The organism is Paenibacillus paridis, assembly GCF_006345825.1.
GTDB classification, from domain to species: Bacteria; Bacillota; Bacilli; order Paenibacillales; family Paenibacillaceae; genus Pristimantibacillus; species Pristimantibacillus paridis.
In genome coordinates, this window is the sequence record NZ_VCIX01000092.1 from 1,064,678 (window position 1) to 1,087,476 (window position 22,799).

Below are 22,799 nucleotides of genomic sequence, written 5' to 3' on the forward strand. Positions count from 1 at the left end.
GATTTCGAATGAAATTGTCAAACGAGCAAGCAGCAGGGCGCATTATGGTTGCGCTGGACTACCCGGATGCGGCGGCGGCGGAGCGGTTAATCGCGGAGCTGGAGGGCATTCCTTGTTACATGAAGGTAGGAATGCAGCTGTTCTATGCTGCAGGCCCTTCGTTTGTGCAAAGCTTGAAAGAGCGAGGCTACTATGTTTTTCTCGATGTCAAAATGCATGATATTCCGAACACGGTCAAAGGTGGAGCTGGCAGCGTTACGAAGCTGGGCGTGGATATGTTTAACGTTCATGCGGCAGGAGGAAGCGCCATGCTGGAAGCTGCGATGGAAGGCGTGGATATCGCTCTTACGGGCAGCGGTCTGCAAAAGCCAGCCGTCATTGCGGTTACGCAGCTGACGAGTACAAACCAGGCGACGCTGAATGAACAGATTGGCATCGGAGGCACGGTTGAAGCGGCGGTATTGCGTTACGCGGAGCTAACGAAAAAGGCTGGTCTGGACGGGGTTGTAGCCTCGCCTTCAGAGGTGGAAGCGATTAAAGCGTTATGCGGCCCATCCTTTAAAACAGTAACGCCAGGCATTCGTCCCGCTGGATCCGATGTCAATGACCAGTCCCGCATTATGACGCCTAGCGAGGCTCTGCGGCAAGGAACCGATTATATGGTTATCGGCCGTCCGATTACAGCAGCGCCTAACCCGCGTCAATCGATAGAATCCATTATTGAGGAGATGACTACTCATGAGTAAATTTACAGTAGCCGAATTGCCTAACGAGATTGCTAAGAGCTTGTTTGAGATCGAAGCGGTCGCTTTGCGCCCAAATGATCTATTTACTTGGACTTCAGGCATCAAATCGCCTATTTATTGCGACAATAGACTGACGATGACCTATCCTGCCATTCGTGATTTGGTTGCGGAAGGCTTTGCTTCGATTATTCGCGAGCAATATCCAGATGCAGAGGTCATTGCGGGTACGTCTACGGCAGGTATCCCTCACGCAGCATGGGTTGCTCAGAAACTTAATCTACCCATGGCTTATATTCGTGACAAAGCAAAGGGCCACGGGAAACAAAACCAAATCGAAGGACGAGTTCTCCCAGGCCAGAAAGTAGTCGTTATTGAGGATTTGATCTCAACGGGCGGAAGCTCTTTGAAAGCGGCACTGGCCGTTCGTGAAGCCGGAGCTGAGGTTTTGGCGGTGCTTGCCATCTTTACTTACGAATTCGCGACAGCGATTCAAGCGTTTGAAACGGAGCAGGTTCCACTGGCAACGTTGTCGAATTACAGCGCCTTGATTCAAACGGCATTGGAGCTTGGCAAGGTTGCTCCTGAGGATGTAGCTTCCCTGCAAGCTTGGAGGCAAGATCCTCAATCCTTCGGTAAGTAATTGTAAAATTACGCGTAGACGAAAGGTATGCTCTCTGATTCAAGAGAGCATGCCTTTTTTTGTGCATTTGGAGCGAAAGATTCGACACAAAAAAATTAATATTTCTCATAAAACCTGTTGAATCGTTCGATTTCTCCGATAAATATAGATAGAAGTATTTTTTATGTTTGAGGGGCGGGGTTATTAATGAAATTTTCTTTGCGTCAGAGACTAGCTATGCTAGCGGTTTTGCCATTGCTTTGTTATGCGGGAACAGGGTTTTATTTACTTGGGGAGCAGCGTAGCGTTTTTACAGAAATGAAACATGATATTTATATGACATCAAACCAGGTGGATACGCTGGTCTTAAATGCCGATCGTGATATGTACCAAGCTTTTCAGGCTTATTTGAAAATCGAATCGGGTACGCTGAACGGCGCGGAGACGGAAGCGGAAAAGAAAGATTTGGCTGATAATATTCAGCAGGTAAGTGATCGGATTGAAGCGGCTCAAACTATTTTATATGAGAATAAGCTGGAGGAACTGGCAGAGGGAGAATCCAAAAGAACGATAGACCAAATTTTAATTGAATTCAAAGCTAATTTTAACTATTGGTCGGCCGCAGCGATTAAAGGAGCTGGAGATGCTTCACCAAAATTCAGAAATGATAAAATCAATGAAAGTTTTACGAAAAGTCGATCAGGCATCGATGAGATTGGACAAAGCATAGATATTTATTCGGAGCAGGCAATCGCTAAAATTGAGCAGGATCTTAATCAGACACAGCTCTTTACGTATACGGGCATTGGATTAATAAGTCTTCTACTGGCTATCCTTGTCTACTTTATGATACGTCAAATCATGAGGACCGTCCAAAGCGTTGTTTTCAAAACAGGACGTGTCTCAGAAGGCGATCTTACGCTTCCCCCTGACGAAAAATACAGCAAGGATGAGCTTGGTAGCATATCGAAGTCCGTCGACCACATGATCGAGGCGATGAAGAAGCTAGTTGGCGGCATTGCAGACAATGCAGCGGAGGTAACAAGCTCGACCCTGCAATTATCAACGGCTTCCAAGGAATCTGCTGCAGCGACAGAGCATGTGGCTTTGAATATTCAGGAAGTGGCAAATGGCTCTGAGGTACAGGCAAGAGGGGCCGAAGAGACCTCTCGCGCTGTTGAAGAGATGACCATAGGTATTCAAAGAATTGCGGAGAATACGGCATCTATCGCTGATAAGTCAACTTCAACCTCTCGCCAGGCCGAACTCGGGCATGAATCGCTGCTGCGCCTAGTTTCTCAAATGGGTGAAGTGACGGCGGTTATTGTGAAGCTGTCGGCTACCATTATGACTTTGGAGCAGCGCTCCAAGGAGATCGGTACGATTGCCGAGAGCATTACAAGCTTCGCTAATCAAACGAACATATTGTCGCTCAATGCATCCATTGAAGCGGCACGGGCGGGCGAGCAAGGCAGAGGCTTTGCGGTTGTTGCGGGAGAGATTCGCAAATTGGCAGCGGGTTCACTTGCATCCGCGGACGGTATCCATCAGCTTGTTGATGAAACCCGCGGAGAAATTGCGGGAGCATCCGCCTACATGGCACAAACGAAGGAAGAGATGGAGCGAGGCAGCGAGCGCGTAAATGACGTCCGGCAAAATCTCGATATCATTGTTGCTTCTATTAACCAGATGAGTGAGCAAATTCATGAAAACTCTGCGATTACGCAGCAAATGTCTGCAAGCTCAGAAGAGGTGAGCGCTTCGATGGAGCAAACTGCTTCAACTGCGGCTGCTAACTTGGAGAAGACGGAAAGCGTTGCGGCTGCGACAGAAGAGCAGCTGGCTTTGATGGACAATATTTCGTCTGCTGCCGGTCATTTAGATGCGATTGTTCAAGAGCTGGACCGTGCGATTTCGCAGTTTAAAGTGAAATAAGAAGCTTGCCAATAGCTGTCGTCAGCGGGATGAAACTGCCTGGTCTGCCGGCAGTTTTTTTGCGCTTACAAATGTTTTAAAAAGATGTTTAAATTTGACGTAACTTTTTGAGCATGTCCTACGTCTATCATGTAAGATGAGAATTATGAAAGTTGGTTAAGGAGGGATCGGAAGCGCTAATGGCTATTTCGCAGGGAGAAGATCAGACAACAGAAGCGCAGCTGGAACCCGCTGAAGAAAGGCGTAATCTACTAACCGTTACCGATGTAGAGCGTACATTTCAAGTTGGAGGTTCTTCGCTGCATGTATTGAAAGGCATTCGAATGGAGCTCAAAGAGCGCCAATTGGTGATGCTGAGGGGCAGATCCGGCTCGGGAAAGACGACGCTGCTGAATTGCTTGGGCGGACTCGATACTCCCAGCAAGGGAGAAATTTTGTTTAACGGCTTGCCTTTTCACACCATGAGCGATGACAAAAGAACATTAGTCAGGCGCAAGCACATGGGCTTTATCTTCCAAGCCTTTGCTCTTATGCCGCTTTTGTCCGCCCGGGAAAACGTTGAGCTGTCGCTTCGCATGGCCGGTGTTCCTAGGGCGCAATGGAAGGACAGGGTAACGCAATGCCTGGAGCTTGTTGGTTTGGAGCGGAGGATGAGTCATCGTCCCTTTGAGCTCTCCGGAGGCGAGCAGCAGCGTGTAGCTATCGCCAAGGCGATTGCCCACAAACCCATGCTGCTGCTGGCCGATGAGCCAACGGCAGAGCTTGATACCGGAATGTCTGCTCAGATTATGGCGGTTTTCCAAAATATTATTCGCACTGAACAAGTAACAATTTGTATGACTACACATGATCCTACGATTTTGGAGGTTGCCGACCGTGTCTATGAAATGGTGGACGGAAAATTTATTTAAACGTTCAATGGTTGTTGTAATGAGTGTATCCCTAGTGTTTGCGAGCGGCTGCTCGCTTCTTCCCGCAGAGCAAGAAGAAGAAGTATTGCCAGAAATTGCTCCACCGCAAATCTCGAAAAAGCCGGAGTATGAGGTGACGACGGCTAATCTCGAAACGAAGGTGCCTGTGATTGGGAAGCTTATTTCCCTGGAAGAAGAAACGCTGTTTTTCACATTGGACGGCAAGCATTTGAAGACGTTGAATGTGAAGGCGGGCGATCCGATTAAGGCGGGCCAGGTCATCGGTTCCTTAGATGTTGATGACTTGTCTAAAACCCTGCGCATGGCGAAACTAAACTTTAAAAAAGAAGAAATTGCCATGAAAGAAACGCTTCGTGCGCGCGATGAGATGGATCCGATCGAATTCGAGGAGAAATCCATTGCTTTCGAAGAGAGCAAGCAAAAGCTTGTGGACATGGAAGAGGAAATCGCAAAAGCAACCTTGACCGCACCGTTTGGCGGAACGCTAGTCACGCTTAACGTACAAAAAGGCGATCTAATCAAGGCTTATGCGCCAATTGCGATCGTTGCAGACACAAGCAAAATTACGGCTGCTGCGAAGCTCTCCAAAACCGAGCTGGAAAAAGTTGCTGTTGGTATGGAAGTCACTGTGAATATCAGCAACGTGGGTACATTTAAAGGGAAAGTTAAGCTGCTTCCCGTTAAGACAGAAGAAACGAACAACGGTGGAGGCGGCGGTGGCGTTGGCGGCGAAACCAAGCCTGAGAGACCTGAGGATTTTCTTATTCTTGATCTGAAGGACTTGCCGAAAAACCTGAACCGCGGAACGCCATTATCCATTAATATCATTACGAAGCGCACAGAAAACGCAATAGTCATTCCTCCTTCTACGCTTCGCTCGATTGGTTCCCGTACGTATGTGCAGGTTATTGATGCCGAGGGCAAACGCGAGGTGGACGTAGAGGTAGGCCAGCAAACCGCAACGCAGGTAGAGATTCTGCAAGGTTTGAAGCCAGGGCAGAAAGTCGTAGGTCGATAGCCGATGGGGATTCCGCTGTTTCGTTTTTTGTTCCGCAAAATGTGGAACACGCGCTGGCTAACCTTGAGTACGCTGGCGGGTCTGACCTTGGCGGTTGCGTTTGCGACCAGTATACCGATGTACGCGGATGGCGCGCTCAAGCGAGTCGTTGCTGAATCGCTGCAGCAGAAGAGCGCTGGTTTGCCGGCTGGCTCGCTGCTTATGAGGTATCAATCACCCGCTGGCGGGAAAACGGATTTATCGGCGTTATCGGAGCTTGAACGCTACATTTCTGAAGGCGTACCGAAGGAAATCGGTTTTCCATTCAATACTTTTGTCAATAGCTATTCCATTCGCAGTACGGAGGTTGTGCCAGAGGATTCCACAAAGGTGGATGCGGGGCGCAATCGGCAATTGACGATTATGACCATGTCCGGGCTTGAAGCCAATACGGAACTAACACAGGGCCGTTGGTTCGTCAATTCCGAAGGAGATGGAGATCTGCTCGAAGCGGTTATGTTCGAGGAGGCTATGTATCGAAATGATGTACATATCGGCGATGTATTTGAATACCCGGTATACGGCGGTTTAAACCTTACGCTAAGGGTCAAAATCGTCGGAGCGGTTAAGCCGCTCACGGAAACGAGCTCGTACTGGTATCAAGGAATGGAAAGCTTGCTGAATACGTTCCAAATCAGCGAGACTGCATTCGATAAAGTGCTGCTTGCGAAGAAAAACATTCCGCTTCATAATGCGAGCTGGTACTATGCTTTTGATCTCTCGCAAATTCAAACGAGCCAGCTTTCTCCGCTTGGAAGAACGCTGGAGCGACTGAATATCGAATTGTATCAGCGCCTTACCGATACAAGGGTTGAGATTTCCTTTGCTTCTACGCTTACGGAGTTTAAGAAGCAGAGCTTGCAGCTCCAAACGCTGCTGTTCACGCTAGCGGCTCCGATGCTCGCTATGGTCTTCTTCTTTATCGCAATGAATGCAAGGCAGTCGCTGGATAAACAGCGCAGTGATATTGCTGTACTGCGAAGCAGGGGAGCGGGCACACGGCAGATTATATGGATCTATCTGCTAGAGGGGCTGCTGCTTGGAAGCATAGCGCTTGCCAGCGGTCCGTTTATCGGCTGGTTTATGGCCAAGAGTATAGGGTCTGCCAACGGATTCCTCTCCTTCGTCAACCGGAAGTCAATTCCGGTCGGTTTCTCTACAGAAGCCATGATTGCAGGCGGGGCCGCAGTGTTGATTGCGCTTCTAGCGACCATCATTCCAGCGATTATTTATGCCAGATCATCGATTGTCAGCTACAAGCAGGATTTGGCAAGATCCGATCGCAAGCCCGTATGGCAGCGCTGGTTTCTTGATGTCTTGCTGCTGGCGGCAGCTGGATATGGCTGGTATATGTTCAACGAACGGCAAATGCTGACGTTCAAAACGGGAATGACAACGGATCAATTAAATGTTCAGCCGTTTTTGTTCTTTGTACCTGCATTATCGATCTTTGCGCTTGGGTTATTTTTCCTGCGCTTGTTTCCGTGGCTGTTGAAGGTATTCACTTGGCTCGGACGCAAGTTCTTGCCAGTACCGCTTTATTTAACGCTAACGCAGCTTTCCCGATCATCCAAGGGTTACTATCCGCTGATGATTCTGTTGGTGCTTACGCTTGGACTAGGGGTATATAATGCATCCGCAGCCAGAACGATCGATTTGAACTCGACAGAACGGACGCTTTATAAGTACGGAGCAGATGTGACGATTCAAACCGTCTGGGAAGGCTCAGCTGAAATTACGACGACACCAAGTGGCAACGGTGGAGGAGGAAATGGCGGCAATGGCGGAGGTTCGGGTGGCGGCTCGGGTGGCGGTGGCAACGGTGGAGGCTCTGGCGGGGGTTCCGGCGGTGGAGGCGGAGGCGGAGGCCAAAGCGTCCCTACCAAAATCTTGTATAGCGAGCCCCCGTTCGAATTATTCCGGTCTCTAGAAGGCGTAGAAGCTGCAGCGCGTGTATTGCAAGCGAAAGGCAGCGTCGTCATCTCAGGGAAGTCCATTGGTCAAGGTACGATTATGGGAATCGATAACGTGGATTTTGCCAAAGTAGGCTGGTTCCGCAATGATCTATACGCCGCTCATCCCAATTATTATTTGAACAATCTGGGCAAGTACGAGAACGCAGCGTTAATTCCTTCTAAAGTTGCCGAGAAATATCAATTGAAGCTGGGAGATCCCGTATCGGTAGGTTTCCCGGAAGGGAAGGTCGACTTTGTCGTTGTAGGCATATTGCCTTATTGGCCTAGTCAATATCCCGATAAGTCACCATTCATTATTACGAATCTGGATTACATTTACGATCAGCTTCCGCTAATTCCATACGAGGTATGGCTGAAGATGGAGCCAGATGCGAAGGTAGCGCCGATCGTTGATGAGCTCCAAAAGGCGGGTGTCGAGATTGCGGCCGTTAAGGACGTTAGGAGCGAGCTGATTTCTCAATCCAAGCTGCCGACAAGAGGCGGAGTTTTTGGCATTTTGAGCTTGGGCTTCCTCGTCTCCGTAGTTATTACTTTAGCTGGTTATGTCCTTTTCTGGTTCTTCAATCTATCTGGACGTGTTGTACAATTCGGGGTATTGCGAGCAATGGGATTGTCCCGCAGGCAGCTGACAGGCATGCTGCTGCTGGAGCAGCTATTTACGGCTGGTTTGGCTATAGGACTGGGTGTATTGATCGGAAAGGCAGTCAGCTTGCTTTTCCTGCCGTTTCTGCAAACCACAGAAAACGTTGCGGAAACCGTACCTCCTTTCCGGGTTATCTTCGAAGCGAGCGATACGAATCAATTGTTTATCGTAGTCGGATTTATGATGCTGATTGGCGCAATGCTGCTCTTCCTGCATATCCGCAGACTTAGAGTGCATCAAGCCGTCAAGATGGGAGAAGAACGATGACAACAGCGATGATCGATTGCGAGGATCTGGTAAAGATCTACAAGACCGACGATCTGGAGGTCGTCGCCTTGCAAGGCTTGAACTTAAAAGTAAACGAAGGCGAACTGATGGCGATCATCGGCAACAGCGGCAGCGGAAAATCGACGCTGCTCAATACGCTGGGCGGTCTTGACCGCCCTTCTGCCGGACAGGTGCATGTTGGGCCTTGGGATCTGCTCAAAATTACCGAAGAGGATCTTGTGAAATACAAGAGAGAAACGGTAGGCTTCATTTGGCAGAACAATGCCCGTAACCTCCTTCCCTATCTGTCGGCACTCGAGAACGTAGAAATGCCGATGATGCTCTCAGGGAAAGTGGATCGCCCTTACGCGAAGCAGCTGCTGGAATGGGTCGGGTTGAAGGAGCGCATGCACAACAAGCTTCATCAGCTGTCCGGGGGCGAGCAGCAACGGGTAGCGATAGCGATATCGTTATCCAACCGTCCCAAGCTCTTGCTTGCCGATGAGCCTACAGGCTCAGTTGATACGGCAACATCCGATTTAATTATGGGGATTTTCAGAAGGCTTAACCGCGAGATTGGCATTACGATTGTCATTGTTACGCATGATTTGACGCTTGCCGGCAAGGTCGATCGGGTAGTTGCCATTCGCGATGGATTGACGAGCACAGAGTTTATCAAACGCAATCCGAACATTAATTCTGATGGAGGTGAGGCCGAGCTTCCGGCTGCTGCCAGCGGACTGCAATCGGTGCATGAGGCATATGTCGTCGTTGATCGGGTCGGACGGTTACAAGTACCCAAAGAATATTTAACAGCTCTAAACATTAAGGACAAAGCAACTATGGAATTTGACGGTGAGCGGATCATTATAACTCCGCCAAAATCATTGGAGGTTAAATCGAATGAATAACAAACGAATGTCAGGAATGCGTTTACGCAAATTTACTATAGTGAGCCTCACGCTTGCGCTGCTTGTTGGCTTGCTTGCAGCTTGCAGCAGCGGCTCTGATGAATCTGCAGAGAAACGGGTACTCCGGATTGGCGTTCTATACGGCGGATCGGACAACGAGCCTTACTTCCGCCAACAGTATACAGATATGTACGAAATGTCTCATCCGAATATTGAATTTGAAATCGTGGGTGCTATTAATTACGACGAGCAGCGTTTTGAACAAACGGATTCAACGAAGCCGGTACCGCAGGCTGATCCGTACGAGAAAATGAAAGAAATGCTTAACGGTCAAAACCCGGTAGACGTTGTCGTTTTGGACTACAACATGCTTCGCCGGTTCACGCAGGATAACCTGCTTCAACCGCTTGATCCGCTTGTAGCGCAAGATAAGTTCGACTTGAGCGATTATGTACCGACGGTTATTGAGGGTATCAAATCCGCAGGCGACGGCACTTTGTATGCCCTGACGCCAACGTTCAGTTCTTCCGCACTCTTTTATAACAAAAAATTGTTCTCAGACGCTGGCGTGACGCCTCCGACGGACAAAATGCAATGGTCGGAAGTGCTCAATGTAGCTCGCCAGGTTGCTAAAGGCGAAGGAGAGGACCGTAATTTCGGATTCTCCTTCAACCGCTGGGCTTCGGATGGCTTTAATAACTCACAAGTATACAGCCAAGCGCTACAGTTGAAAATGTTTGATGACAAAGGCGAAAAAATGCTCGTTAACAGCGATCAATGGGAAGAGGTTTGGAGTACTGTAGCCTCGCTGGAAAAGGATGCAATCACGCCGACGCAGGAATTCATGAACAAATTGTATGAAAAGCAAAGCGCTGAGGGCGGCGGCAATGATCCGTTTTACGGTGATTTGTTTATCAAGGGTAAAGTAGCCATGACAATTGGCGACTATGGTTACATTAACGAATTGAAAAAAGCATCGGATAACGCGTCCAAAATTAAAGATTTTGAAATGGTAGACTGGGATGTCGTAACGGTTCCGGTCAGCCCGACCGATCCTGACGTTGGAGGAAGCATTTCGCTTAGCCAGCTCATGGGAATTAACAGCAAAGCGCAAAACGATAAAGACGCTTGGGATTTCATTAAATATTCAAACAGCAAGGAATGGGCAAAGCTTAAATCAAGAAGTCTTTATGAAATGGTTGCACGCAAAGAGTTCTTGACGCCAATTGGCGGTATGCAATACAATCTCGAAGCCTTTACTTCTTTGAAGCCATTGCCGCCATCCAGCACGGATAGCGAGAAAATTTACCGTGAAAACCCAGGCATCTGGGAAGCGCAGCAACCAGGCTATGAGCTATTCCAAGAAGTAGTTAAAGGAACCAAGACGGCACGCGAGGCACTTGCCGAGTGGGAAACCAAAGGAAACGCGGTGCTTGAGAGAATTAAAAACAATCCGACCGGCGGAGGCGTGACTGACGGCGGAGGCGGCATTGAAATTATGCCAGTTCCTAGATAACCGCCAGTAACGCAGAATGCCCGTAAACGACAGAAATGTCGTTTACGGGCTTTTATTTATATCGATGAAGTTTTTCCTCATCCTCTTAACAGAAACGACTGATAGGCGGTCCAGGAGCCGTTATCGGTCTGATAAAGCAAATGGATGCGGTCAATTTTCGTAAGCAGGTCGATCGATTGCATTCGGAGGTTCCCATATAAATCATGCAGCTCATCAGCCGACAGCTCTTGCCCAATGGTGACGTGGGGAGTGTAAACGTACTTTGGGGATGCGACGGTTAAAGGACCGCTGCAAATCGCCGATTGAAGCTTCTCCATGGCAGCTGTATCTTGCAGCGCGAGATAGAGCACATGACTTACAGGATAGAAAGTGGAGACACGGTTGAGGGATATCGTGAATGGCGGCATTGCTGAAGTCACCTGCTCCAGATGGGCGACCGTATGCTGCAGCTGCTCCTCGGACCATTCCTCCGCCTCTCTTAAAGTCATGTGAGCGGGAATGGAGGCATAATGCGGATCATGCCGTCTTCGCCAGCTATTAGCGATGTCCTGAACATGTTTTTCCGGGAAAGCGACGATTCCATATAACATGGTGCTCAGCTCCTTCGTATTGGCCTATTTTGAGTATACCCGATTTGCATGAATAATAAGAGTTCATAAGCGTGATATGAAATAGGGAGCGGGATGAGGACCACTGTGTTTCTTTTGCTGGCATGCTCTTCTTATAATAAGGATTCCATTGCTTCGCTTGTATTATCCGTATTTTGGGGTATTCTAATGGCTACAACCTTTGTTAATGCGGCTTAGCGGCTGCTTATCTTATCAGACAGCGGAGGGAATAGGATGAGATGGATATACTGGGTTCGCCTATATGAGTCGAAGTTTCAAGCGGGATGTCTCGTTAGAAGAATGGAAAATGATTGGTGGGTATACGGGTACGAATGTCCGCGTGAAATCGAGGTTTTTCGGTCTCGGAAAGGTCGTTTTGGCGTGAGGTATATTCCGTGAAAAATAAAGAAAAAATAAATTAGCATATTTTGCTTGACTTAAAACACCTCCATATAGTATATTATTTTATGTCGCCATTTCAAGAAGCTTTGCTCAAATGGATATACATCGCGGGGTGGAGCAGCCCGGTAGCTCGTCGGGCTCATAACCCGAAGGCCGCAGGTTCAAATCCTGCCCCCGCAACCAACCTTTCGATGAATACGTTGAAATAGACGTTTTTCGAGGGCCCTTAGCTCAGTTGGTTAGAGCGGTCGGCTCATAACCGATTGGTCGGGGGTTCGAGTCCCTCAGGGCCCACCATAAGCAAAACCTTCACAACATGCCGGGGTGGCGGAACTGGCAGACGCACAGGACTTAAAATCCTGCGGTGGGTGACCACCGTACGGGTTCGATTCCCGTCCTCGGCATACCAGAAAGCCTTGAGCTTTCACGAAGTACATAAGTTTTGTTTAGCTGAATCCTGTGTGTCTTAATCTAGTACACAGGATTCAAAAAGAAGACGATAAACCTCCTTTGTAGTATCTGACTAGAATCAGATGCAATCGAAGGAGGTTTTTTCGTTGTTTAAGTAATTGAACAAAGTGAAAAAGGTAGTGTCAGCTATAAAAATTGAATTGAAACTAAGGGCAATGGGAGTAAAACACCTTGGAATTACTGACAATTATTCTGAAAAAAGGATAGATTCATTACACATCGAAAAAAGGCTATATAGTTGCCAACACGAAGATTGAGCTCTGTGATATCACCAGTTAATGCGTTGGGACGAGGCATACCTTTCCTACATAGATAACTCTAGCTATCCATTTGGGAGTCTACTCGCAATCATTCCTTGTAGGCGTGAATTAATAGTCTATCATCTTGGAGACTTAAAACGTCAATACCCATAATATTGGGCATGAAGGTGATCTAGACCAATAAAATAGAACTATAACGATTATTGATCCGCCTATATACCTACTATTTTTACCTAAAAGCAGGAAAATAGTCGTAAGAGGTCGAATGTGTATGCTTTGGAATTATTTGTGTCACTTATCATATAAACATATTATCGTTTTGAGGGGGCAACATGGCTAGAACCTATTCTTCAGAGGGGAAACAAATAGCATATTTTTCAAGAGGAATCTTCATACTTGGGGGCTTAATCTTTTATTTCAAGGTTCCAGGATTACACTGGGGATTTTATTTTGGATTTATTATTGGAGCAGTGCTTATTGCAGAGATAATTGGATTATTATGGATAAACAAGCGACGTTCCAAGGCTAAATCAAAGAAGAAAACAGCGGTGAAGAAAGTTGTAGCCAAGCGTAAGGTTGCTACTTTAAACAAAAAGCTAGCTGATCATCAAATTATACAAGCTAACGTAGATTCACTATCTGGAACAGATTTTGAGCGGCTAATGGAGTTGTATTACATAGATCAAGGGTATCAAGTAGAACGTGTTGGTGGCGCGGGAGATCATGAGGTTGACCTTATTATTCGAGGCAAGGAAGGCTACAAAATTGCTGTCCAGTGCAAGCGTTGGAAAAAGGATGTTGGTAATGATATCGTTCTAAGGCTAAAGGCTGGTAAACAGGTGCATGGCTGTTATGATGCATGGATTGTGACGACAAGCAATTTTACAAGATCGGCTAAAGAGGCAGCTGAACGTTTGAATATAAAGCTGATTAACGGAGTCTCACTCCAAGACAAGCTGAGCAGATGGCGCAAGGCAGATCAAGGCAAGATGAGGCACACGAAAACATGAACAACAAAGACAGAGGTATCTAATGATATATTTACTTGCTGGAATACTGCTAAACCTATTTATACTGTCAAAATCACCTACCTTTAAAGGTTTTATTGGAGAAGCGTCTGTCCGAGCAAAGCTGAAAAAGCTTAATCCGAAAGAGTATATCCTTCTAAAGGATATCGTGCTTAAGAAGGCAGACGGAAGAACATCGCAAGTTGATCATATTGTGATTTCGAAATACGGTCTGTTCGTCATTGAGACTAAAAATTATACAGGTTGGATCGTAGGCAATGAGAAAGCGGAATATTGGACACGGGTGATTTATAAGCGTAAAGAGAAGCTGTACAATCCAATACGTCAAAATTATGGGCATATGAAAGCGATAGAAGCTGTGCTGGAAGACACTACAATTCTATTATTGCCTTCAGTACGCGAGCTGAACTAAAGCTGGATCCGATGAGTGCGGAGATAATTTACACAACCAAACTCGTTTCTACTATAAGGAAATATAATATTCCCGTGCTGAGTGACAGCCAGGTGAAGTATATACACGATGTATTATCAACAAGCACGATTAACAACAGACAAGAGAGAAAGCAGCATGTGAAGGTCATTAAAGGGAATATGATAGAAAACAGAGAAATGACAACCAGGTTTTTTGCCCAAAGTGCGGGAATAAACCGATGAAACAAAATGGGAAAAATGGTGCTTTTGTTGGATGCAATAACTATCCAAGATGTAGATTTACCAGCAATGCATAAACATTTTGATTGTGAGGGGTTATATGATGGACACCATATGCAGCGAGCTTCATCATTTTGCTTGGCAATCTCCCAGGTACAACTTCACTTTCGATAAAAAGATAACCCCGGAAAACGTCATCTATCATCTATTTGAAAAAGAAGGGCTAGGCCACGGTGGTGATTGCATTGTTCGAATTGGAACACATACTGGAGTGAATCAACTTCGTTCACGGTTCATGCAGCATTTTACGAATGATAAGAATGACAAGAGTATTTTTCGCGAAAATATTGGAAGATTCCTCTTGCACCGAGCGAATGGTTCATATCTTGTCGTGTGGGAGCTTGATGCAACTTCTTCAAAAGATAAACATAACCATAGCCATCTCATTATGCCCGACTATCAGAAGGAAATTGAGCGACAGGTAGCCTGGCTAGGGAAACTCGTGCAACAGGCTGGCTTCCCTCACTTGAAAACCTTTGAAGGTTACTTACGCAAGCACATCTCATTTCCCGGAGGTTGTACGTTTGAGACGTTGCTCGACATGAGATGGTTGACGCAGCGTGAAAACCTACTATTAATGGGGGCGGTTGGAACAGGCAAGACGCATATGGCCACTGCGCTTGGCGTAGAGGCTTGCAGGAGAGGATATGCCGTTCAATTCTTTCGAGCTACCGATTTAGTATGGTTACTGCAAGAGAAGTTTGCGGCGGGCATGCTCAGCCGCTTTCGGGAGAATCTGAAGAAGGTGGATATTATTATTTTTGGATGAAGTGGGCTATGTCCCGTTTAACCAAACAGGCTCAGAATTGTTGTTTAATGTGATTGCCGACTGCTACGAACAGCAGAGCGTGATCGTCACATTTAATCTAGAGTTCGGGCAGTGGACCTCGATTTTCGGGGATACGAAGCTGACGTCTGCTTTGGTCGATCGCCTTGTACATCATGCACACATACTTTCATTCACGAGCGATAGCTTCTGACTCAAGCAAGCGATGGAACATATACCGCAGTGACAATTTAACCGGCAAGCGGTCTCGGCATTTTTTGCAGCAAATTTAAGCATATTTCGCTTGCAAAAAACATGATCTTATCGCTAAGATATCAGGAAGAAGATGGGCTTAAAATATCAAAATAAACTCTTCGATGAATATGTGTATCAAGTTCATATACAGGAGTAAATAAGAAGCATTATACATTAAGCGCTATATGGAAGTTTTACTCCATAGCTAAAACGATCGCAAGAAGCACGTTATGAATTTGAAGGAGAGCATTAAAGTTGATAGGATGAAGATAAGTTTGGGTATATGGCTTAAGTGTCATAGCTTAGTTGAACGGTGTAGAAAGAATAGTGCTTTCATGTTGAAATCAAGGAGGTAATAAAGATTACTATTGAACTTGCAACATTACCAGAGAAACTCCGTCGATACAGAGATCAATTTCAAGTAAGTGTGATTGAATTATCCAAGCATACAGGTATAGAAGAGAAACGTCTGATTGCTTTTGAGGATAATTTGGTGGAACCCTCTGGGGATGAGGTTCTTATTTTAGCTGATTATTACAAGTGTGACTTCCGTTTTTTTATTTCAAACAAGAAAGTAACATCGTTCGAACAAACCGATTTTTTATTTAGAAAATATGGAACAGAACTATCCAAAGCAGATCGTTGGGCAATTCAAGAGGTTCTTTTTTTAGCGGAGAATGAAGCTTTTTTAACTGAAAAATTAGGTGAAGAATATACTTCCTTCCTTATCAGTAAAGTAGGTAATAACTATAAAAACCATGGAATTTCGGCATCTGTAAAACTTCGTGAACATTTAAATTATAAAGATAAAGAAATACCACTGAATATTTTTAAAGATTTTAGATCTATAGGTATTCGTGTCTATCGGCGAAAACTAGAGAATTCTAGTATCTCTGGTTTATATATAAAACATCCTGTTGCAGGTAAATGCATACTCATTAATTATTCTGAAGATATGTTCAGACAACGATTCACTGCCGCTCATGAGGCTGCACACAGTATGTTGGATAATGAAGACGATGTTATTGTTTCATTTGTTAAATGGGAAAAAAGTGACTTGAGTGAAATTCGAGCAAACACTTTTGCTTCGCATTATTTACTTCCTCGTTCATTTATTAGAGCTATACCGAATGTAAGTCGTTGGGATAAAGAAAAAGTTTTACATTGGTCCCTAAAGCTTAATGTAAATACTGAAACTCTTGCCATTTCATTAATGTCTGACAAGTTAATTGATAGAGAAATGGTGAAAATAATTAGATCAGTTAAGATTCCCAAAGAATTGAAGGACGATCCTGAATTGCGGGGCTTATCTCCTAAAGGGGAAGAACGCAAACGATTATTATTAGAAAAAGGTTTATCAACGCATTATGTCAGTCTTTGTATGGAAGCATATAGAAAAAATATCATCACTGCTTCTCGAATGGCTGAAATGCTGTTATTAAATGAAGAAGAACTAAGAGATATTATGAGTATTTATGGGGTGAATATTGATTATGGTGGTTAACGTAAGGTATTTTCATTTGTATAATGTTATTGATACGTGTTCTATTTGGAATATTCTTTCATCCAATATTTTCTATAATGCAGTACTGAAATCTGGATGCTCGTTAATGTGCACTCGATTTGTAATCTATGAGTGCCTTTACAAGCCAAGAAAGAACATATCAGAGGAGGAAGAAATATTAAAATCTAGATTGATTCAAGAAAGAAATAAAGGAAACTTTAAGGATCATCATATTAGCATAGCAGACTTACAGGATGTAGAGGTTCTTCAAAATAGTAAAAATTTATCAAAGGGAGAGCTGTCTTCAATTGTATTTGCTAAACGAACCAATCAAGCATTTTTAACAGACGATCAAGGTGCAAGAAAATTAGCCAATAAATTTATGGATAATAGCAAAGTTCAGACCACTCCTCAATTATTCGGATGGTTATATTTTGAAAATATTTTAATTGATTCCGAAAAGGAACAAGTGGTCAGGGATCATTTAGAATTAAATAGACCTTTGGTAAAATTTTTGAACGAAATGTATTTCGAGTCAATGCGAATGAAGTTGTATAAATAGTTGTTAATATTGTAAAGTAAGAACTTTTCAACTTGGAAATAAATAAGACAGTACATAAATAATATTAACGGAAAATTACTGAGTTTAATTAGGGAATATAAACTTTTTTATACACTATTCTAAATTTAATAGTATATTACGTTAGGAGGCTTACGATGGCATATGCTGCATTTTCAACAAAAGTTGCAGTTCGAATTGTTTTGGATAAATTAGAGATTCAATTAAGAAATTTATTTGTGAATAGATTAAATGAAAGATTTGGTAACGATTGGTGGGATACTAAGGTTCCTAAACATATATTGAAGAAATGTAGTTATTGGAAAAAAAATCATATTAATGATCCATTTAGAATTGGGGAAGTTAAAGAAACCTATCAATACATGTCTTTTGGTCACTTAATAAATATACTCGATTCAAACAAAGAGGTATTTGATGATCTTGTAAATGCTAGTAGTGTAACTCATTTATACAAATTAGTTGATCTTAGAGATGCATTGTCACATCCAACTGAAATTCAACTATTCGACATCGTTTCTTGTACAGCTGCTCTACGTGGTATTACTGAGCAAATAAATACACATTCGAAAGTGGCAGAGCTCATGGAAGAGTTCCATAGAGCAATTAATCAGACACAGTTAACAAAAGTACATAATTTACCCACTCCACTGTATAGTGAGTTTGTTGGTAGAAAAACAGATATAGAATTTATTGATACTGAGTTACTTTACCATCCTAACACTTGGATATTATTAATTGATGGTATTGGTGGTATTGGGAAGTCGAGTTTGGCTTATGAGGTAGCGAAGAATGTTGTAGATGAAATTGAACAGGGAGTAAGTGAGTTTCAGCAAGTTATATGGATATCAGCAAAATCCAACAAACTTTCTTATAATTTTGAGATCGAAGATATGGAGCCTGATTTCGAGAATCTTGAAATGCTTTTAGATAATATACTAGATTTTTTTCAGATCAATTACAACAATGAACTTTCAATTGTCGATAAAAGACAGATTGTGCAAGAATCGTTAGAAATAACAAAGTGTCTAATGGTATTTGACAATTTAGAAACTATTTCTGATGTAAGTATTTATTCATTCTTTGATAGAATACCAAGTCATAATAAAATATTATTAACTAGCCGAGATCGACGGTATAAACTATTAGAAGGAAAGGCTCTGCCATTAAAAGGTCTTGAAGATGAAGAGGCAATTGAACTAATAAATTCAAAAATACTTAAGAATAATATTGAGCCATTAATAGGAGCCGATTATGAAGTTTTAAAGAAAATAGCTGAAGTTTCATATGGGCATCCATTAATTTTGGACTGCTTACTTCACCAAATCTACTTAGGTAGGCCAGTAGAGCAAGTATTATCGGAAGTTGAAAATACAGAACTAGTTAAAGTTTTTGATTTTTGTTTTGGTTCAACATACAATCAAATTGGGCAGGAATCACAAAAATTATTAATGTGTATGGTACTATTCGACAAAGAGGTAACAATAAAGGAGCTTAGTTTTGTATGCAACTTGACCGATTATCACATAACTGAGGCAATTGAAAGATTAAAACGGTTCTCTTTAGTCCAAGAGAAATACAGTAAAGAAAGTTCATTGTTTTCATTACTTCCGATAATTAATAATTATGTATCATATCAAATGTCAGAACGAAAAATTTTGGTCACTGAAATTCTTCAAAGATTTGAATTGTATCAGAAAGAGATGTCGAGCATCGATTCATTAACTGTTGAAAATAATCCGTTATTAAAGAGTTTTAACTTCTCTAATGATTTTGATAAACTTGCAGCAGCGATCGCAAATTCAGCTTTAAACGAATATAACCACACTGGTGATTATAATCAGGTGGTTGAGGCATTAAACTCAGCTATGACGTTGAGTCCAAAGTCATCATTTGTATGCCAGATTCGTGCTTTAGTAGAAAAATCGGAAGGTTTTTTTGGGGAATCTGCAAAGTGGTATGATAGGGCTACTTCACATGATTCTAAAAATGCTTTGTTATGGAGATTATGGGGAGATCTTGAAAAGGGGTTCCCTAATTTTCCAAAGGCAATGGAGAAGTATAGTGAAGCAGTAGATTGTGATAAAAACGATCACAGAGCTTGGATGGGGTTAGGTTATTGCCAAAATCAAACTGCGAGAGAATTTTATGAAAGACAAAATTATGATTCACATATGAAATTTCGTTTGTTAGCAGACGAAAGTTTTACTAATGCAATCATTCTTAACCCTACTTCAAAGGCTGAAAAAATACACAATGTAAAAGTGTACCACCAAAAAGGGAGTAACCTCTTTCATATTGGTGAAATACAAGGAGCGCTTAATTGTTGTGAAAAGGGTTTTGAGTTTGATAAATATAACAAACAGCTGCTTTCATTGCGTGAAAAAGCTTTAAGGAGAAAGTAATTAATTTTTATACTCGATTGATTCCAATGACATTGGATTATGAAGTGCTATAAGTCACGTCGACGTTTGTAACAGGAGAAATATAACTACATCAAAGAAGCCATTCTAGAGCCATAAAAATGTAATGGGTGAATTTGTGTTCACTGATGTTTTTTTGGTATAATGAACTCAAAAGCAAAGGATTCGTAACAAACTCGAAGTATAAAATCCTGTTAAGCTAACAAAGTACGGATAGTGAAAAGTCAGTAATCATACGGGTTTGGCGGAACTGGCAGAAGCACAGGACTTAAAATCCTGCGGTGGGTGACCACCGTGCGGATTCGATTCCCGTCCTTGGCATACAAGAAAGCCTTGAGCTTTCACGAAGTACATAAGCGTTATATTTATATGAATTTCATACATAGTAATGTGTACATAAGATTCATGTAAAAGCTGAAGAACCTCCTTTGTAGGATCTGACTAGAATCAGATGCAATCGAAGGAGGTTTTTTCGTTGTTTAAAGAATATAGCGATTGTAGCTCAACATATAGTTAAGACAACCTACTTAGGTCAGCACCTAGTTGCATGAAATGATGTGTATATAATTTTACATGGGACATATTACCTATTCTATCGTATAATTGTTGGAAAAGGTTGGAGCTAATAGGTAGTGCTACGTGACCAAGAGGTAATCTTATTAAACTACTGAAAGAGGGAATTCATAAATGTTGTCATGGTTATTTGGCTCTAGATGTGCTTTATGTGGAAAGAAAGCTCGAGAAGCAAGGAACTATGTAGATGAGAAAGGGCAGCCAATTAAAGTATGTAAAATGTGTGTTCCTTATGCGGAAAGACGGGCATTTAGAAAACGTTAACTAAGTATAATATTATTGGAGGACGTATGAGTAAAAACAATGTTCTGATTACAACGACTAATGTTGTTCAAGGGATAGATATTAAGCAATACAAAGGCATAGTGTCAGCAAGAGTGGTAACGGGAACTGACTATTTTTCAGACTTATTCGCCGGCTTCAGTGATGTTTTTGGCGGTAGATCCAGCACTTATCAAAGACAGCTCAAAAGTATTTATGATGAAGTTATTGAAATATTATCAGATGAAGCTAAGAAAGTTGGCGCAAATGCAATTCTTGGTGTAAGTATAGATAATGATGAGATTACAGGAAAAGGAAAACAAATGTTTATGATCACGGCTACAGGAACTGCGGTGGTTAGTTCAACTGAAATCAATGGTGTTGAACACCCTACAGATGAAATATCTTTCGAAAGGTTCGATTTTGAATATAATAAATTAAAAAAAATCTTTTCTATTAAAAATGATATCTATCAAATTGAGCCTAATTGGTCTTTTTTAATTCAAAGTGGAGTTTATGAGGTAATGGAAGAAGTTTATAGATTTTACGTGTCTGATACCTATTCTTATCTGAATGGGAATGAGAACACTTATAAATATTTTAATGCTGTTGAGGAAACAAAAGCAAAGGCTTTTCTGTACGGAAAATTAGATGATATAGAAGAACAGATCAAATTGGTTAGTCTAATAAAAGCGACAAAATTGGTTGATTATGACTATATAAATAGTAAATGTTTAACGGAAAATGAAACGATGAAAAAATACTTATTCGCTCTCATCACAGGAAATAAGAAAAATTATTATAAAGAGGATATTCAAAAATTATCTGACTTAATGAAATTTTTCATAGAAGCATTTCCAATTAACGCTATCAGTATTGATAGGGAGAAATGGACTTGCAGATGTGGGAAAGTGAATAAAATTAATCAAAGGTATTGTAAATCATGCACCAAAGACGCAAGAGGATTAAAATTAGAAGAGATCGATTATGATCAATCAATCGCATTGCTTAAAGAAAAGCTTTTCGTACTCGAACATATTTTTATAAATAAAGTTAACTAGACTTTTGAAAAGAAACAGAACCGGAGGAACGATTGATGAATGCAGGTTTTTGGATTAGGTTTGGAGCGGGTTTATTAGATGGAATTATTGTAGGTATTCCTTTGGCGATTATTTCGTTGCTCATTTCGGGTTCGATGGAAGGCCTGAATTATATGACAGAATCGCTATCTTTTTTGTACTCTTTGCTGATTCCTGTTTTCTGGAAGGGTTTCACGATTGGGAAACGAATTTGCGGCATTAAAATTCAAAAACTCGACGGTACGCCGCCCGGGATTGGTACGATGCTGCTGCGTCATTTGCTTTGCAGTCTCATCTATGCGGTGACATTTGGGATTGCGGCTATCGTAAGCGCGTTTATGGTCGGTTTGCGCGAGGATAAACGGGCAATTCACGATTTAATAGCTGGAACCGAAGTTGTGTATAGCGAGTAATTTTTTACAAGCAGGCCTGCTGTATATCCTTACAGTAGGCTTTTTTCATGGATAAAAATGTAATCAAGCGTTATGGTTTTGCATTCTCTATTTTGGATGAAGTAAACTATAATGAAGGAACAGATGAAAATTGTCTTTAGGGAAGCGGGTGAAGGAATGAATCAGCAGGAGAACAAGGAGTCGTTACTGAGACAAAGCGCGCGCCGGTTATATGCGGAACTATTCTCCTTAAAGGATACGCTGTATAATGATCTGCTGAATCGCTTTAAGGATGATGCGTCCATTTTAGAAAAAGCAGAGCAGTGGAAGCTGGGCATCATGACTGCTTCTATGGCGACAGCCTTATATAGCAAGGTACTGGCAGGTAGCAAGGAGTTTCCTTATATTTATTCCTATTTAACGGTAAAGCTAAACGCCGAGCATCCAGAGGGAGAGGCGGCCTTTGAGGATTGCATGGGTGCGATCTCGAAGCTGCTGAATGATGCCGAATATCACGCGGGGGCATTTTCAGAAGGGCTGGCGCTATGGCTGTATTTTAGCATACGTGGAAGAGAAACGTTTGTAGAGGAAGAGACGCTGCCCTATCTGCTTGCCGGACAATATATTAATCAATCCTTCTACAATTGGTTTGATAAGCAATAATCAAAGGCAGCTGCGTAGTCGAGTAGGTTAGATGCATACAAGAAAGGTTTGCAACAATAGCGGCAGCAAGGCGCTCGTAAGAGTGTCCTTGCTATCGCTGTTTTTTTATGCCACATTTGTTTACTAAGGTCTGTTAGCTTCTATTCGTTTTCTTTTTATATTTCGCATTGATTAGACAGAGCTTATCTCATAGAATGATTAGAGAAAGCGCTTAACTACGTTTT

General features: G+C 42.8%; 20 protein-coding genes and 4 tRNA genes. 23 read left to right on the plus strand and 1 reads right to left on the minus strand.

Features of this window, described 5'->3' with window-relative positions; genetic code table 11:
• Positions 1 to 8 precede the first annotated feature (8 nt).
• From pyrF to FJQ58_RS26530, 8 genes are all read left to right on the plus strand, one after another.
• On the plus strand, positions 9 to 746 hold the full coding sequence (pyrF, locus tag FJQ58_RS26495; protein WP_202915330.1) for an orotidine-5'-phosphate decarboxylase: 738 nt from the start codon (positions 9 to 11) through the stop codon (positions 744 to 746).
• On the plus strand, positions 739 to 1,386 hold the full coding sequence (pyrE, locus tag FJQ58_RS26500) for an orotate phosphoribosyltransferase (RefSeq protein WP_139997991.1): 648 nt from the start codon (positions 739 to 741) through the stop codon (positions 1,384 to 1,386). The genes pyrF and pyrE overlap by 8 nt, the downstream gene beginning before the upstream one ends.
• Positions 1,387 to 1,572: 186 nt before the next feature.
• Positions 1,573 to 3,300: a methyl-accepting chemotaxis protein gene (locus FJQ58_RS26505; RefSeq protein ID WP_139997993.1), complete on the plus strand. Its 1,728-nt coding sequence runs from the start codon at positions 1,573 to 1,575 to the stop codon at positions 3,298 to 3,300.
• A gap of 179 nt (positions 3,301 to 3,479) precedes the next feature.
• A complete protein-coding gene (locus FJQ58_RS26510) occupies positions 3,480 to 4,211 on the plus strand; it encodes an ABC transporter ATP-binding protein (RefSeq protein WP_139997994.1) in 732 nt (243 codons plus the stop codon).
• Positions 4,177 to 5,250, plus strand: a complete 1,074-nt coding sequence (locus FJQ58_RS26515; protein ID WP_238404353.1) for an efflux RND transporter periplasmic adaptor subunit — start codon at positions 4,177 to 4,179, stop codon at positions 5,248 to 5,250. The genes FJQ58_RS26510 and FJQ58_RS26515 overlap by 35 nt, the downstream gene beginning before the upstream one ends.
• Before the next feature lie 3 nt (positions 5,251 to 5,253).
• The gene (locus tag FJQ58_RS26520; RefSeq protein WP_139997996.1) at positions 5,254 to 8,175 is read left to right on the plus strand and encodes an ABC transporter permease; all 2,922 of its coding nucleotides are present in this window, start codon (positions 5,254 to 5,256) and stop codon (positions 8,173 to 8,175) included.
• Between the two features lie 8 nt (positions 8,176 to 8,183).
• Positions 8,184 to 9,086, plus strand: coding sequence for an ABC transporter ATP-binding protein (locus FJQ58_RS26525; RefSeq protein ID WP_140000113.1), 903 nt, complete (start codon positions 8,184 to 8,186; stop codon positions 9,084 to 9,086).
• Positions 9,079 to 10,602, plus strand: a complete 1,524-nt coding sequence (locus FJQ58_RS26530) for an ABC transporter substrate-binding protein (protein ID WP_139997998.1) — start codon at positions 9,079 to 9,081, stop codon at positions 10,600 to 10,602. Before FJQ58_RS26525 ends, FJQ58_RS26530 begins: the two co-directional genes overlap by 8 nt.
• Before the next feature lie 77 nt (positions 10,603 to 10,679).
• Here the strand turns inward: FJQ58_RS26530 and FJQ58_RS26535 are convergent, their stop codons facing one another.
• A complete protein-coding gene (locus FJQ58_RS26535; RefSeq protein WP_139998000.1) occupies positions 10,680 to 11,192 on the minus strand; it encodes a 2'-5' RNA ligase family protein in 513 nt (170 codons plus the stop codon).
• Between the two features lie 526 nt (positions 11,193 to 11,718).
• On the opposite strand from FJQ58_RS26535, the gene FJQ58_RS26540 reads away from it, so the two are divergent.
• The 15 genes from FJQ58_RS26540 to FJQ58_RS26600 all read left to right on the plus strand — a co-directional run bounded on the left by FJQ58_RS26540 (position 11,719) and on the right by FJQ58_RS26600 (position 22,575).
• Positions 11,719 to 11,795 (plus strand) — tRNA-Met (locus tag FJQ58_RS26540).
• 37 nt (positions 11,796 to 11,832) lie between these two features.
• Positions 11,833 to 11,909, plus strand: a tRNA-Ile gene (locus tag FJQ58_RS26545).
• A gap of 21 nt (positions 11,910 to 11,930) precedes the next feature.
• Positions 11,931 to 12,016 (plus strand) — tRNA-Leu (locus FJQ58_RS26550).
• 659 nt (positions 12,017 to 12,675) lie between these two features.
• Positions 12,676 to 13,353 carry a restriction endonuclease gene (locus FJQ58_RS26555; protein ID WP_139998002.1) on the plus strand — a complete coding sequence of 226 codons (678 nt, stop codon included), beginning with the start codon at positions 12,676 to 12,678 and terminating at the stop codon, positions 13,351 to 13,353.
• Between the two features lie 22 nt (positions 13,354 to 13,375).
• On the plus strand, positions 13,376 to 13,783 hold the full coding sequence (locus tag FJQ58_RS26560) for a nuclease-related domain-containing protein (RefSeq protein WP_139998004.1): 408 nt from the start codon (positions 13,376 to 13,378) through the stop codon (positions 13,781 to 13,783).
• A gap of 238 nt (positions 13,784 to 14,021) precedes the next feature.
• Positions 14,022 to 14,099 carry a topoisomerase DNA-binding C4 zinc finger domain-containing protein gene (locus tag FJQ58_RS33440; protein WP_140000115.1) on the plus strand — a complete coding sequence of 26 codons (78 nt, stop codon included), beginning with the start codon at positions 14,022 to 14,024 and terminating at the stop codon, positions 14,097 to 14,099.
• Positions 14,100 to 14,122: 23 nt separating this feature from the next.
• Positions 14,123 to 14,851 carry an ATP-binding protein gene (locus tag FJQ58_RS33255; RefSeq protein WP_274382343.1) on the plus strand — a complete coding sequence of 243 codons (729 nt, stop codon included), beginning with the start codon at positions 14,123 to 14,125 and terminating at the stop codon, positions 14,849 to 14,851.
• A 1-nt stretch (position 14,852) separates the two neighbouring features.
• Positions 14,853 to 15,062, plus strand: a complete 210-nt coding sequence (locus FJQ58_RS33260; protein ID WP_274382350.1) for an ATP-binding protein — start codon at positions 14,853 to 14,855, stop codon at positions 15,060 to 15,062.
• 468 nt (positions 15,063 to 15,530) lie between these two features.
• A complete protein-coding gene (locus tag FJQ58_RS26575) occupies positions 15,531 to 16,607 on the plus strand; it encodes an ImmA/IrrE family metallo-endopeptidase (RefSeq protein ID WP_202915331.1) in 1,077 nt (358 codons plus the stop codon).
• Between the two features lie 106 nt (positions 16,608 to 16,713).
• Complete coding sequence (locus tag FJQ58_RS26580; RefSeq protein ID WP_139998008.1) at positions 16,714 to 17,169, plus strand: hypothetical protein; 456 nt, start codon at positions 16,714 to 16,716, stop codon at positions 17,167 to 17,169.
• 155 nt (positions 17,170 to 17,324) lie between these two features.
• Positions 17,325 to 19,589, plus strand: coding sequence for a tetratricopeptide repeat protein (locus FJQ58_RS26585; RefSeq protein WP_139998010.1), 2,265 nt, complete (start codon positions 17,325 to 17,327; stop codon positions 19,587 to 19,589).
• A gap of 261 nt (positions 19,590 to 19,850) precedes the next feature.
• A tRNA-Leu gene (locus FJQ58_RS32440) sits at positions 19,851 to 19,925 on the plus strand.
• A gap of 545 nt (positions 19,926 to 20,470) precedes the next feature.
• On the plus strand, positions 20,471 to 21,502 hold the full coding sequence (locus FJQ58_RS26590; RefSeq protein ID WP_139998012.1) for a YbjQ family protein: 1,032 nt from the start codon (positions 20,471 to 20,473) through the stop codon (positions 21,500 to 21,502).
• Between the two features lie 35 nt (positions 21,503 to 21,537).
• Positions 21,538 to 21,933 carry an RDD family protein gene (locus FJQ58_RS26595; protein ID WP_139998014.1) on the plus strand — a complete coding sequence of 132 codons (396 nt, stop codon included), beginning with the start codon at positions 21,538 to 21,540 and terminating at the stop codon, positions 21,931 to 21,933.
• Between the two features lie 111 nt (positions 21,934 to 22,044).
• Positions 22,045 to 22,575 carry a hypothetical protein gene (locus FJQ58_RS26600; protein ID WP_139998016.1) on the plus strand — a complete coding sequence of 177 codons (531 nt, stop codon included), beginning with the start codon at positions 22,045 to 22,047 and terminating at the stop codon, positions 22,573 to 22,575.
• The last annotated feature ends 224 nt before the right edge of the window (positions 22,576 to 22,799 follow it).